The sequence below is a fragment of the Butyribacter sp. genome (assembly GCF_056818865.1).
This window is the reverse complement of the sequence record NZ_DBLYGC010000002.1, coordinates 24736-37804: the sequence shown is the minus strand read 5'-3', so window position 1 is coordinate 37804 and position 13069 is coordinate 24736. Positions and strand designations below refer to the sequence as shown.

The window sequence follows — 13069 nt, the reverse complement described above, 5'->3', positions numbered from 1 at the left end:
AATCAGCCCTCCTTAGAACCTGTAGACACAACGCCTTCAACAATCTGTTTTGAAAATAATGAATAAATTATAATGACAGGTATTGTTATCATCGTGATAACTGCCAATGTCTGTCCCATCGTCGTATTGTCATTTGATGTTATTGCATTTAATCCGATTTGAGCTGTAAGCAGATCACTTGATGTAAATACAAGTGATGGCCACAGATAATCATTCCATACATTCAAAAATGTAAATACACTGACAGTTGCAACAACACTCTTTGACATCGGTAATACCATAGTGAAAAAATATTTTACCGGACTGCAAAAGTCAAGCTGTGCAGCCTCATAAACATCATCCGGCAGACTTATAAACACCTGTCTGAACAAGAATATGTTAAATGGATTAACTATCATAGGAAGTACATATCCTATCACCGTATTAAGTAATCCAAGCTTTGCTATAAAAAGAAAATGTATGGTAATGATTGTCTCCATAGGAACTATCATTAAAAGCATTATTATAAGAAGCCATCTCTCTTTAAAAGGAAAATTTATCTTTGCAAGAGCATATCCTGCAAGTCCGTTTACAATAATTCCAAGTATTATTAAAACTGCCGCATAAAATAAAGTATTCAACATGTAATGAATAAAACTTGTATTTGTCAGTATCGATATGTAATTATCAAAAAAGTTTCCATTAAGTGCAGGCGGTATAAATGCCGCAATCGAATTCATATCCTTTGTTATCGCTGCATCCGGCTTAAATGAATTTGCGATCATCCAGATAACAGGGAAAAGGAAGAACAATGACATTACTATCATTACCGCCGCAATAATCCAGTTAATTGTTTTTTGTTTTCTTGTCAGCATGTTTTTTCCCCTCCTTATCTTTGGTCAAAATAGTCTGTATGACTGTAAGTATCATGACAAAGAATGCAAATACTATAGCCATCGTGGACGCAAGACCGATTTCCCAGTTTACCGTACCTGTTTCATAAATGTCATATACCATTGTATATGTTGAATGTGACGGTCCGCCTCCTGTCATAACCATCGGCTGGACTAACATTCTAAATGCTCCAATCGTAATTGTTATAAATACAAAAATACAAAGAGGTTTTAATTCAGGTAATGTAATGTCCTTAAATTTCTGCCATCCGCTGGCATGATCCATCTCTGCTGCCTCATAAAGTGCAGGATTTATAGCCTGTAAGCCTCCCAAAAATATTATCATCTGATAACCTACACCCTGCCATGCACTCATAACAGCGATTGACGGAAGTGCCTGTGATGCACTGTTTATAAATGGCTGTGCATTTATTCCAATATGCGCAAGAAGTGAATTTAAGATTCCTTCCGGACTGTATATCTGAACCCATAAAGTAGACACTACGGCAAGTGACATTACTACCGGTATAAAAAATGCCACTTTAAAATATGTCTTGCAATGCGTGACTTTATTTATGAGTAATGCAAGTCCCAATGCACCTAACCCCTGTAATGGTACTATTATCACAACAAACTTAACAGTATTTCCAAAAGCCTGTTTGAAATCATCGTCTTTAAATACCTGAAAATAATTTTCAAGACCTACAAAATGTGTCAACCCAGGATTTAATGCAAAAAAGTCCGTAAAACTGAATACAAGTGTCAGGATCATCGGTATAAACAGAAATACTGTAAGAAGTACCAATGCCGGACCAAAAAATGCCATTCCTAATATTGATTCTGATTTTTTCTTCATTTTTTATATGTATAACGCTTCAGCTTTGCGTTAATCCTTTCTACTGATTTATCCAACTGTGTCTTCGGATCTTCACCTGTCAGGACACAATTCTCAAGTACCTGCTGAAATGATGTACTTACCTGTGGATATGCAGGTGTCTTTGGTCTTGGATGACCATATTCACTCAACTGATAGTATAATTCTTTATAATTTTCATCTTTTTTAAATACATCAATCGACTCGTATGCTTTATATGTTGACGGAAATGATTTTGATTTTTCCCACAATCTTTTTCCACTTTCAACTCCGCTCATCCATTTTACAAGTTCCGTAGCACCCTCGATATTTTTTGTCTTTGACGATGCCGCAAATGCCCATGAACCTGTAGGAGTATATCTTTCACCGTTCCAGTTGTCACCGGTTATATATGGTGCAACACCAAGATTAAGTTCCTTGTAACTTGTATAAACAGTATTTACCTCCCATGCACCATCAAACTTAAATGCTGCTCTTCCGCTTTCAAATAGATGATCGATAGGAACTTTAGACATATAACCGTTTGACAGCAGTTTACAGAAATAGTTGATAGTTGATATATTTTCTTTTGAATTAAAAACTCCGTCTGCTTTTAATCCTGTACTGTCTATCATATTTCCGCCATTTGACCAGAAAAACGGTGCATAATAATATATCGTCGCTTCTCCAACCGGAAATGTCATGTCAAGTGCATAACCTTTTTTCTTGTCTGTAACCTTTTTTACTTTTTCAAGAACATTCAAAAACTCTGAAAATGTCCATGGATGATCCGCATCCGGCACCTCTACGCCAGCTTCTTTCAGAATATCCTTGTTGTAATAAAGTCCGACACTTGACTCCATTGCTCCAAGGGCATACAACTTGTCATTGTATGTACCCTGTTCAATGATAGACTCAAGATACTCTGACTTATCTTTCTCTGAGATTTCTGCCAAAGGCTGTATAATCCCATTTTCGGCATATGCGGCAATATTTGGTCCGTCTACCGTAAGAACATCCGGAAGGTCGCCCGACATAACTGATGCATTTATCTTGTCAGAATATCCTCCGCCACTGTCATTTCTCGGAATAAATTCAATATCAGCAAAATATTTTCCATCATATGCTTTATTAAATGAATTTACTGCCTCCCTGTAACATCTTCCCTCGTCAGTGTCTTCAATGGAATGTACCCATATTGATAAATATTTTTCTCCTTTGTCATATCCGGTAATACTACCGGCTTCAGGTGTACTCTTCTGACATCCGGCTGTGGTTAAAATCATGCAACAGGCTGTCAACAAAGCAAATATGCGTTTTCTCATAATGCCTTCTCCTTTCCAACGCGTTTTACAAAATTTAACTTAATGTTTTTCGTTTGTGTAACCGGTTAAGTAACCGGTTACTTTATGTCACATATATTACTCTTACAAACTTAACTTGTCAAGTAGTTTTCCCTCAAAAAAATAACCGGTTACTTAACCAGTTATTTTTTTGTTGTTTTTTATTTTCATAATTGCTATACTTAACTAATGTGCTTTATTGCATTATCGGTTTCCGTACTTATTTTACAAATACTTAACCATTCATTTTTCAGTAAGAGAGGTTTTTTAATATGGCATCCCAAAATAAAAAAGTTACATTTAATGATATAGCAAAATATACAAACTTTTCAAAAACTACAATTTCAAGATACTTTAACAATCCTAATTCCCTTACGCTAAAAAATCAGGAAATTATTGCAAAAGCACTTGTAGACCTAAATTATCAAGAAAACAAGCTTGCAAAAGTATTGGCAAATGGAAAAAGTGAGTTTGTCGGCATACTTCTTCCTAATCTTTTTTTACATTATTATTCTGAAATGTTGAACCAACTTTTGGCTACATATGAAAAATTTGGATATAAATTTATTGTATTTGCAGGTGCCGGTTCAAATGAGACTGAACACAAATATCTTCAGGAACTTCTTTCATATAAAATTGAAGGACTTATCGTACTAAGCCACAATATCTCTTCAAAAGAGCTTGCATCTTACAATATTCCGGTTGTCGCAATAGAGCGTGAAGACAAATATATCAACAGTATAAATACAGACAATTATATGGGGGCTGTACAGGCAACCAGTCTGCTGGCCAAAAATAACTGTGATATTTTAATACACATAAACTCACATGTACCAGATGAGATACCATCATATAACAGAATAAAAGGTTTTATTGATATTTGTGAAGAACATCATATAAAACATAAACTTTTTCTCGAAGACCTGGGTGATACCTACGATGAGACTAGAGCACATATTAAAAAAATTTTTAATATTATACAAAAATCATATCCAGGTATGCGAAAAGGAATTTTTATGGCAAATGATACCCACGCAAATATTTTAATTAACATTCTCATGTGTGAATATGGGAAATTCACTGATGAATATAAAGTTGTAGGCTTTGATAATTCTCCTATTGCTTCAGAAGCCATCATACCGATAACTACTGTAGGACAGCAGATAGATAAAATTGCCTATGAAGCCATGAATCTGCTTGCCAGTCAGATGAATGAATTAAAGAAAAGAGATCCTCACCCTAAGAAAGATATTATCCATAAAAAAATAACGCCTGTCCTTATCAAACGTGACACATGTACCTAATAAAAAGCCAAATACCACACCGAGAACAAGTCAGCCCCCCATTTCAAATTGGGGGTTATTATTTCGCAGCACCCTTTTCAAAATAGATATTGGCATCTTTAAGTTTTTCGATATCTCTCCATAGGCATCAACTGCGATTTCCTTTATTGTTGCCATTTCTATACCTCCGGTAATCAGCAATAACTGCTTTTTTATCTCATATTAACACTAACGCAATAAATTTTAAGATACTATTATGACAAATGTTTGTGCAAACTTTCCTGTGCTCCATAAATACATCTGTCTCCATTTACGATATATGCTATACTGCACACTATCAAAAAAGCAAGTGTATTTTTTGTGCCAAACACCTCCACTCCTATAAGAAATGGTGCAATCAGTGTATTGGTTGCACTTCCAAAGACAGCCGCATATCCCAGTGCCCCACATAATACGGACGAAATTCCAAATAAATTTCCAAGACAGAAGCCCAGCGATGCCCCGATTGAAAACAGAGGTGTAACTTCACCACCCTGGAATCCAATTGATAATGTAATAACTGTCAAAAGCAGTTTTATAATCCAGTCAAAGATAAAGATTTCTCCTCCTGTAAATGTCTGTGATATAAGGTTTGTTCCAAGTCCACAGTAACGACCATTCCAGAGTACAAAAAGAATTACTGAAAGCGGAATTGATACAAATCCAATTCTTTTATATGGATTTTCAAACTTTTCCGCCATAAATTCTCTTGACTTTTTTAACAATACTGAAAACACACGCCCTGTAAGTCCGAATGCCACACCTAGAATAACCATATAAAACATAGTCTTAGATTCTGACAGGTTAAAGCTCTGCTTAAACGGTACTTCAAATTTTTCAAGTCCAAGTGTATTTGAAACTGTCGAAGCCGTAACTGCCGCTACCAATGACGGCAAAAATGCCTGATATAACATTTTTCCGGTAACGACAACCTCCATCGCAAAAAACACAGCTGCAAACGGTGTCTGGAACAATCCTCCAAAACCCGCTGCCATTCCTGCTATCAGCAAAACTTTTCCGTTATCAGGGAACTTAAATCTGCGTGCAAACCAATGAGACAATGTTGCTCCAATCTGAACTGCAACTCCCTCCCTGCCTGCACTTCCCCCAAAAAGATGCGTAATCCATGTACAAATCATAACCAACGGAACAAGTGCGAGCGGAATATCTTCTCTTTTCCCCTGTGCTGCTTCAAGCACAAGTGTCATTCCCTTTAAACTTGTCTCATTAAAATGATGATACATCCAACAGATAAACAGGCCTGCTATCGGCAGAAACCAAATAAGAATTTGAATATACCTTCCCCGGAAATCAGTAATTGCAATAAGGACACGCCCAAACAAAGCATCTATGCAACCTATGACAGCCCCTAAGAATAACGCCGCAATAACATAAAAAATTGTTTCTTTCATTCCTTTAATTCTCTTTGCCGGCTTTTTTAACAATGAACTTTCCATTTTTTGCTCCCTTATAAATCAATTTTTCTCAGGTAAATAGTTCCATTCCTTCACTGTGAAAACATAAATTCATATTATGATGCAAATGTCAAAATACCTTTTGACTCAAACAGCATATTACAAATATACATAAAAAAGCTGATGTTTTCTACGATTTGAATATAATGTAAAATAAAATATTTTGCAATACATCCGTAATAATCGTAGAAGTCATCAGCTATTATAAGCAATTTAGGTTTTCCTCGGGAGAACTTCATTCCCTCACTCGTTCAATTTACTCTTATCTAAAAATTAGAAGTCAACCTCTGTATCATAATAACAGCACTTAAGAAGTTTCTCCATATCCTCCTGTGACGGCTGACGAGGATTTGAACCTGTACATGCATCAAGGATTGCATTGGCTGCTATATCATGAAGTTTTTCAAGGAATTCATCCTCAGGTACAATTCCTTCTTCTGCCGGAAGTCCGCCTTCTCCATAATTTTTAATGCAATGCGGAATATTAAGGTCATCGTTCATCTGGCGAAGATATTTGATAAGTAAATCTACTTTTTCATCATCACTGCTTCCGCCAAGTCCCATATAATCAGCTATCTCACCATAGCGTTTCTTTGCCGTATCATCCTTGCTGTTGTATTTGATAACTTTTGGAAGATACATGGCATTGGCTGCTCCGTGAATGATATGTCCATTCTTGAAAGCTGCACCTGTCTTATGTGCCATAGAATGTACGATTCCAAGAAGTGCATTTGAAAATGCCATACCTGCAAGACACTGTGCATCATGCATCTGATCCCTGCTCTCCATATCTTCATTGTAAGATTTTACAAGATGTTTCTGAATCATCTTGATAGCCCAAATAGCAAGCGGATCTGTATAATTGCAGTTTGCTGTTGAAACATATGCCTCAATAGCATGTGTCATAGCATCCATACCTGTATGTGCAACAAGCTTTACAGGCATTGTCTCAGCAAGTTCAGGGTCTACAATAGCTACATCTGGAGTAATTTCAAAATCTGCTATAGGATACTTGATACCCTTCTCATAATCAGTAATAATTGAAAATGCTGTAACCTCGGTAGCTGTGCCCGATGTAGAAGAAATAGCACAGAAATGTGCTTTCTGTCTGAGTTTTGGAAGTCCAAACACCTTACACATATCCTCAAATGTCACATCAGGATACTCATATTTAATCCACATAGCCTTTGCGGCATCTATAGGAGATCCTCCACCCATAGCAACAATCCAGTCAGGTTTAAACTTCTGCATAACTTCCGCCCCACGCATAACGGTTTCTACTGACGGATCAGGCTCAATGCCCTCAAAAAGTTCTACCTCCATACCTGCTTCTTTAAGATAACCTATCGCTCTGTCAAGAAATCCGTTTCTTTTCATAGAGCCACCGCCAACGCATACAATAGCTCTCTTTCCGTCAAAGTCCTTCAATGCTTCCAAAGAACCCTTTCCATGATATAAATCTCTTGGTAATGTAAATCTTGCCATTATCTAAAACCCTCCTTACCGACTGCTGAAATCATGTAAAAATAAGCAGTCTAAAAATATTTATCGCTGCCATGCATAATTAACTGTATGCAAGACAATCATTTATTACCCTAATTAATATCTGTTGCAAAAATATAATAAGTTTTATATTTTCAACAACTTCAATTTTGCTAAAGTTTTTCTCCCAACTTCTTTTCTATCTTAACACTGATAAAATTTATCGTCAATGTTTTTTGGTTATTTTATACATTTTTAATCTTTATTACCAAATTTCATTGTTTATTTTTTACAAATAAATGTATTTTTATAGAAATTTCTATCTTATTTCTGATATTATGATGCATAAGGCAAAATGTTCGATAGCTTTTGAAACAAATAAAACAATGAATGCTTCTTTGCGCAAAAATACAAATTATACTTACATACACTTTTAAATCTCTCAACCAAAACACGGAGGAATTATGACAAATTTTAAACTTACAATACAATATGACGGAACACGCTTCAGTGGATGGCAGAAACAGGGCAACACCGACAACACCATTCAGGGAAAAACAGAAAATATCTTAAGTAAAATAACCGGTGAAGAAATAGAAATTCATGGTTCCGGCAGGACTGATGCCGGCGTTCATGCTATCAGGCAGATAGCGAACTTTAAGGCAAATGCCACTTTATCTGAACTTGAGGTCAGAGACTCACTTAACAAATATCTGCCACTCGATATACGCATTTTAGATGCAGAGAAAACAGACAACCGCTTTCATGCAAGACTTAACGCAAAAGGAAAACGTTACAGATATACTATTGACAATGGTGAGGTGGCAAATGTTTTTGAGCGAAAGTATATGACAAGACTTACAGAAAACTATGATATAGAGGCTATGAAAAAAGCTGCCGGGTATCTTATCGGTGAACATGATTTTAAAAGCTTTTGCGATAATAAACGCATGAAGAAATCCACAATAAGAACCATTTCTGATATCTCTATCAACAATTCTGACGGGATAATAACAATTGATTTTTACGGAAACGGTTTCCTTTATCATATGGTACGCATCCTTACAGGAACTTTGCTTATGGTGGGAACTCATGACATTTCATGTGATGATATTCCTGAAATATTAGAAAAAAAGTCCCGTAGTGCTGCCGGCTTTACAGCTCCACCACAGGGACTTTGTCTTGTTGAAGTGTATTATTGATTTATGTATGTCACAATCTCATCAAGTATAGCTGCTGCCACATCTTCTTTGCTCATCTTCGGCAGCTCCCTGATCGCATCTTTCGTGATGAGCGTGACTATATTTGTGTCTGTTCCAAAGCCTGCTCCTGCTACTTTGAGATTGTTGGCTACTATCATATCCACATTTTTCTTTTCAAGTTTCTTCTTGGAATTTTCCAGCATATTCTGTGTTTCCATGGAAAATCCGCAGATAAACTGATTTTCTTTTTTGTTTTCTCCAAGGGTTTTGAGAATGTCTTTTGTCCGCTTAAGTGGTATCGACATTTCACCACCGTCTTTTTTCTTTATCTTTTCATCGGCTGTGTTTTCAGGTGTATAATCGGCTACCGCCGCCGCTTTTATGATTATATCCTGTTCGTCGGCTCTTTTTATGACTTCATCATACATCATAGCGGCACTTTCTATCTGCACAGTTTCTACGAAGCGTGGCGGTAAAAGATTTACAGGTCCACTTACAAGTGTTACTTTCGCTCCTCGTCTTGCGGCTGTTTTTGCCACCGCATAACCCATTTTTCCGGTTGAATGATTTGAGATAAATCTGACAGGATCTATTGCTTCCATTGTAGGTCCCGCCGTTACAAGCACCTTTTTTCCGGCTAAATCTTTCTCAAATAATATTTCCTGAAGAATAAAGTCAAGAAGCGTGTCCTCCGACGGCATTTTTCCCGCACCAACATCCTTGCAGGCAAGAAGCCCCACATCAGGCTCTATGACCTGCATACCAAATCGTTTTAACTTAGCTATGTTATCCTGGACTATCGGATTTTCATACATATTTGTATTCATGGCAGGCGAGATTATCTTTTTGCACTTGCAAGCCATAACAGTTGTTGTCAGCATATCATCCGCTATTCCGTTCGCAAGTTTTCCAATAACATTTGCAGATGCAGGTGCTATAAGAACTACATCCGCTTTTTTCGCAAGTGACACATGTTCAACATTAAACTGAAAATTTCTGTCAAATGTATCTATAAGACATTTGTTTCCGGTAAGTGTTTCAAATGTAATTGGATTTATGAAATTTGTTGCATTCTGAGTCATCAAAACATGTATGTCCGCATGAAGTTTTGACAGCATACTCGCAAGATTTGCAATTTTATATGCCGCTATACTTCCTGTTACCCCCAAAACAACTGTCTTTCCTTTTAACATAACTTTATCTCCGTTTCTAAACTGTCATCATTTAGCCGCTTCCTGTGTAAGTGTTCCGTATTTCTCATAAGAAGATACTTTCACAATTTTATTTTCATCGTCTACAAATACTACCTTCGGCTTATGCTCTTTAACTTCCTCCGGTGACATCTGACAATAGCACATAATAATAACATGGTCGCCTACCTGTACCTGTCTTGCTGCTGCACCATTTAAACATATCATTCCGCTTCCCGGCTCGCCTGCTATTGTATATGTTTCAAATCTGTTTCCATTTTCAACGTCTACTATCTGCACAAGTTCGTATTCATATATTCCTGCTGCCTCCATAAGCTCAGGGTCAACAGTGATACTTCCTACATAATTTAACTCAGCCTGTTTAACTACTGCTCTGTGAATCTTACCTTTAAGCATTGTAACTGTCATATTTTACTCCATTTCCAAACAGACACAACTCACCACTTCACAAGGATGCGTAAAAACAAGATGTGCCTATCATACATAATTATTTTTTACTCAACGATGAAATTGTCAATAAGTCTTGTCTTTCCGATATACACAGCTATAGCTGTAAGAATAGGGCCGTCTATCCTCTCTACAGGCTCAAGTGTATTCCAATCAACAACTTCAACATAATCAATCTTTGCAAGAGGTTCTTTTTCGATTATATCTGTAATTGCTTTCTTTACCTTTGCTGCATCCTTCTCACCTGCATCAACAAGTTTTCTGCCCTCTTTTAACGAATGGCTAAGAACAAGTGCTGCCTTGCGTTCTTCTTCACTAAGATAAGTATTTCTTGAACTCTTTGCAAGACCATCTTCCTCACGGATAATAGGACATCCCACAATCTCAATTCCAAAGCTTAAATCATTTACCATATGTCTGATAACTGCAAGCTGCTGTGCATCTTTCTGACCAAAGTAAGCCCTGTCAGGTGTAACAATATTAAATAACTTTGCAACAACGGTACAAACTCCACGGAAATGAATAGGTCTTGTCTTTCCACAAAGACCACCTGTAAGTGTGTTCATATCAACAAATGAAGAGAAATTATCATCATACATCTCCTCAGGTTCCGGATGGAAAATAAGTGCTGCTCCTGCTTTTTCACAAAGTGCTGCATCTCTATCCATATCTCTCGGATAGCTCTCTAAATCCTCTGTAGGACCAAACTGCATAGGATTTACAAAGACACTTACAACAACCTTATCATTCTGTGCAACAGCTTTGTCTATAAGACTTTTATGTCCCTCATGAAGGTAACCCATAGTCGGCACAAGACCAACTGTAAGACCTTCCTTTCTCCACTCTCTTACCTGTTCTCTGACTCTCTTTATACTACCTGTAATTTCCATGATTTCTTACTCCAATCTATTAAAATAAAATATTTTTTATTATAACTGTGCAATCCTCACAGCCTAAATTTTATCCACAAATTTTAATACAACTTTTCCAAAACATCCTCATCTATTTTAAATGTGTGCTCCTCAGCCGGATATGTTCCTGCCGAAACTTCATTGATATAGTCCTTAAATGCCTGCTTCATTACATCGCCGACATTTGCAAATTTCTTGACAAACTTAGGCACATAATCCGAAAACATTCCGAGCATATCCTGATATACAAGTATCTGTCCGTCACAACCTGCGCCGGCACCAATTCCGATAGTCGGAATATCAAGTTTTTCTGTAACAATCTTTGCAAGTTTTTCAGGAATACATTCTAATACAACCGCAAATGCTCCAGCCTCCTGTACCGCAAGTGCATCTTCAATAAGCTTCTTTGCCGCTGCTTCTGTCTTACCCTGAACTCTGTTACCACCAAATGCATTTACCGACTGTGGTGTAAGTCCTAAATGCGCCATAACAGGTATTCCTGCTTCTGTTATAGCCTTTATCTGTGGGCATACACTTGCTCCACCTTCAAGTTTCACTGCACCTGCACGTCCCTCTTTCATAAGTCTGCCTGCATTTATAAGTGCATCTCTTGTCCCTGTCTGGTATGACATGAACGGCATATCTATAACAACCATAGTATCACTTGTTCCTCTGGCAACGGCTGCCCCATGATGTATCATATCATCAACTGTAACCGAGATAGTATCTTCATACCCCAGAATTGTATTTCCAAGCGAATCTCCTACAAGAATAGCATTTATTCCTGCTTCTTCCATAAGTCTCGCTGTTGAATAATCATAAGCTGTAAGCATCGTAAGCTTCTCACCCTTTTCCTTTGCCATCTGAAATGTTCTTACTGTGTTTTTCATATTATAATTCCTTTCCGAATATCTGCCTTTATTTCAGGTCAGATTTCTTTGTTTGAACTGCATCACTAAAATTGCATATCCAAAAACTGTTATTTTGAAACGTATCGGATTTCAGGCATATTCACATCTTTGTATCTACTTTCTTTTAGAAAAAATATCTTCCAATTCACTATAATCCCTATCGGAATATTTTTGCTTTGAAATACCCACAAGTCTTTTTCCTACACTCTTGTATATATCAATCATATCTTTATCTTCGAGTGCTTCAATATGTTTTTTTATTGTTCCGATATCATTTCTGATAACCGGACCTGTCAATGCATCTTTTGTTCCATTCTGAAGCACAGATTTAACATTTCCTGTTATCAATGGTTCCAAAAGAGATACGGCGTCTTTATCAGTAAAACCACAATTTTTCAAAAGTTCAAGTGCAACATCAAAAATTCCGACAATATAATTGCTCGCAAATGCCGCTGCCGCATGATATTTCACCTTATCTGAAGCTTTCAGTTCAAAAATCTGATGTTTCAATTCAGCTCCAAAAAGCTCCTTTATGACTTTTACCGCCTCTGTACTGCCTTCAATTGTAAGCCTTGCTGTATTTAATTGCTTATATGATGTGAATTTGTCGCTAAACGCGTACATTGGATGAATAGAAATTTTTTCTGCTCCGGTTTTCTCTATCCCGGAAAAAATATCAGATGATAATGAACCGCTAAAATGACATATAATTTTTTTATGTAGATTAAAATCTTTAATCTGTTCCCATACTTTTAAAATGCTATCATCAGGTGTCGCTACGCATACAATGTCACATTCTTTCACCAATTCTTCTGATGAATCATATGCTGTAGAGTTTGTAAAAGTCGCCGCAATGTCCGCGCTTTTTTTCGTCCTACTATAATAACCTTTAATTTTTGCAATGCTGCTGTTTTCACTGAGATATTTTCCCATACTGCAAGCAACAGCTCCTGCTCCTATAAAACCTATGTTTATATTACCACCTCCACATCAGCAGAGGTCACATTATCTCTGATGCAGTTTCCTTTTAATCCGAATAC

Annotated in this window: 13 protein-coding genes and 1 riboswitch; of the genes, 2 read left to right on the top strand and 11 right to left on the bottom strand. The window is 36.9% G+C overall.

Annotated features, from left to right (window positions below; translation table 11 throughout):
- Positions 1 to 2: 2 nt before the first annotated feature.
- Genes ACZLXV_RS01105 through ACZLXV_RS01095 form a run of 3 tightly spaced genes read right to left on the bottom strand, consistent with a single transcriptional unit; the run spans position 3 to position 3050 of the window.
- Positions 3 to 854: a carbohydrate ABC transporter permease gene (locus tag ACZLXV_RS01105; RefSeq protein WP_022224225.1), complete on the bottom strand. Its 852-nt coding sequence runs from the start codon at positions 852 to 854 to the stop codon at positions 3 to 5.
- Positions 826 to 1728 carry a carbohydrate ABC transporter permease gene (locus tag ACZLXV_RS01100; protein ID WP_022224226.1) on the bottom strand — a complete coding sequence of 301 codons (903 nt, stop codon included), beginning with the start codon at positions 1726 to 1728 and terminating at the stop codon, positions 826 to 828. The genes ACZLXV_RS01105 and ACZLXV_RS01100 overlap by 29 nt, the downstream gene beginning before the upstream one ends.
- A complete protein-coding gene (locus tag ACZLXV_RS01095) occupies positions 1725 to 3050 on the bottom strand; it encodes an ABC transporter substrate-binding protein (protein WP_482382238.1) in 1326 nt (441 codons plus the stop codon). The genes ACZLXV_RS01100 and ACZLXV_RS01095 overlap by 4 nt, the downstream gene beginning before the upstream one ends.
- A 290-nt stretch (positions 3051 to 3340) precedes the next feature.
- Between ACZLXV_RS01095 and ACZLXV_RS01090 the strand changes: the two genes are divergently transcribed.
- The gene (locus ACZLXV_RS01090; RefSeq protein ID WP_022224228.1) at positions 3341 to 4372 is read left to right on the top strand and encodes a substrate-binding domain-containing protein; all 1032 of its coding nucleotides are present in this window, start codon (positions 3341 to 3343) and stop codon (positions 4370 to 4372) included.
- 30 nt (positions 4373 to 4402) lie between these two features.
- Here the strand turns inward: ACZLXV_RS01090 and ACZLXV_RS01085 are convergent, their stop codons facing one another.
- The 3 genes from ACZLXV_RS01085 to ACZLXV_RS01075 form a co-directional block, all read right to left on the bottom strand.
- A complete protein-coding gene (locus ACZLXV_RS01085; RefSeq protein ID WP_482382237.1) occupies positions 4403 to 4528 on the bottom strand; it encodes a hypothetical protein in 126 nt (41 codons plus the stop codon).
- Positions 4529 to 4605: 77 nt separating this feature from the next.
- Positions 4606 to 5847 (bottom strand): chloride channel protein, encoded by a 1242-nt coding sequence (locus ACZLXV_RS01080; RefSeq protein ID WP_482382236.1) that lies wholly within the window; start codon positions 5845 to 5847, stop codon positions 4606 to 4608.
- Positions 5848 to 6044: 197 nt separating this feature from the next.
- A riboswitch (Fluoride riboswitch) is annotated at positions 6045 to 6117 on the bottom strand.
- 21 nt (positions 6118 to 6138) lie between these two features.
- On the bottom strand, positions 6139 to 7350 hold the full coding sequence (locus tag ACZLXV_RS01075; RefSeq protein ID WP_482382235.1) for an iron-containing alcohol dehydrogenase: 1212 nt from the start codon (positions 7348 to 7350) through the stop codon (positions 6139 to 6141).
- A gap of 461 nt (positions 7351 to 7811) precedes the next feature.
- Between ACZLXV_RS01075 and truA the strand changes: the two genes are divergently transcribed.
- On the top strand, positions 7812 to 8549 hold the full coding sequence (truA, locus tag ACZLXV_RS01070) for a tRNA pseudouridine(38-40) synthase TruA (protein WP_482382234.1): 738 nt from the start codon (positions 7812 to 7814) through the stop codon (positions 8547 to 8549).
- Here the strand turns inward: truA and coaBC are convergent.
- The 5 genes from coaBC to ACZLXV_RS01045 form a co-directional block, all read right to left on the bottom strand.
- On the bottom strand, positions 8543 to 9742 hold the full coding sequence (gene coaBC, locus ACZLXV_RS01065; protein ID WP_482382233.1) for a bifunctional phosphopantothenoylcysteine decarboxylase/phosphopantothenate--cysteine ligase CoaBC: 1200 nt from the start codon (positions 9740 to 9742) through the stop codon (positions 8543 to 8545). The two genes, truA and coaBC, sit on opposite strands and share 7 nt — an antisense overlap.
- 27 nt (positions 9743 to 9769) lie before the next feature.
- Positions 9770 to 10168, bottom strand: a complete 399-nt coding sequence (panD, locus tag ACZLXV_RS01060; RefSeq protein ID WP_482382232.1) for an aspartate 1-decarboxylase — start codon at positions 10166 to 10168, stop codon at positions 9770 to 9772.
- 86 nt (positions 10169 to 10254) lie between these two features.
- Positions 10255 to 11097: a pantoate--beta-alanine ligase gene (gene panC / locus ACZLXV_RS01055; RefSeq protein ID WP_022223815.1), complete on the bottom strand. Its 843-nt coding sequence runs from the start codon at positions 11095 to 11097 to the stop codon at positions 10255 to 10257.
- Between the two features lie 83 nt (positions 11098 to 11180).
- Entirely contained in the window at positions 11181 to 12008 is an 828-nt protein-coding gene (gene panB / locus ACZLXV_RS01050; protein ID WP_367336533.1) for a 3-methyl-2-oxobutanoate hydroxymethyltransferase, read from the bottom strand.
- Positions 12009 to 12143: 135 nt separating this feature from the next.
- On the bottom strand, positions 12144 to 12998 hold the full coding sequence (locus ACZLXV_RS01045; RefSeq protein ID WP_482382304.1) for a Rossmann-like and DUF2520 domain-containing protein: 855 nt from the start codon (positions 12996 to 12998) through the stop codon (positions 12144 to 12146).
- Positions 12999 to 13069: the final 71 nt, after the last annotated feature.

Bases quoted from the DNA above. Each gene is read 5' to 3' on its own strand.
- ACZLXV_RS01105 (WP_022224225.1), bottom strand. From the start codon at position 854: ATGCTGACAAGAAAACAAAAAACAATTAACTGGATTATTGCGGCGGTA.
- ACZLXV_RS01100 (WP_022224226.1), bottom strand. From the start codon at position 1,728: ATGAAGAAAAAATCAGAATCAATATTAGGAATGGCATTTTTTGGTCCG.
- ACZLXV_RS01095 (WP_482382238.1), bottom strand. From the start codon at position 3,050: ATGAGAAAACGCATATTTGCTTTGTTGACAGCCTGTTGCATGATTTTA.
- ACZLXV_RS01090 (WP_022224228.1), top strand. From the start codon at position 3,341: ATGGCATCCCAAAATAAAAAAGTTACATTTAATGATATAGCAAAATAT.
- ACZLXV_RS01085 (WP_482382237.1), bottom strand. From the start codon at position 4,528: ATGGCAACAATAAAGGAAATCGCAGTTGATGCCTATGGAGAGATATCG.
- ACZLXV_RS01080 (WP_482382236.1), bottom strand. From the start codon at position 5,847: ATGGAAAGTTCATTGTTAAAAAAGCCGGCAAAGAGAATTAAAGGAATG.
- ACZLXV_RS01075 (WP_482382235.1), bottom strand. From the start codon at position 7,350: ATGGCAAGATTTACATTACCAAGAGATTTATATCATGGAAAGGGTTCT.
- truA (WP_482382234.1), top strand. From the start codon at position 7,812: ATGACAAATTTTAAACTTACAATACAATATGACGGAACACGCTTCAGT.
- coaBC (WP_482382233.1), bottom strand. From the start codon at position 9,742: ATGTTAAAAGGAAAGACAGTTGTTTTGGGGGTAACAGGAAGTATAGCG.
- panD (WP_482382232.1), bottom strand. From the start codon at position 10,168: ATGACAGTTACAATGCTTAAAGGTAAGATTCACAGAGCAGTAGTTAAA.
- panC (WP_022223815.1), bottom strand. From the start codon at position 11,097: ATGGAAATTACAGGTAGTATAAAGAGAGTCAGAGAACAGGTAAGAGAG.
- panB (WP_367336533.1), bottom strand. From the start codon at position 12,008: ATGAAAAACACAGTAAGAACATTTCAGATGGCAAAGGAAAAGGGTGAG.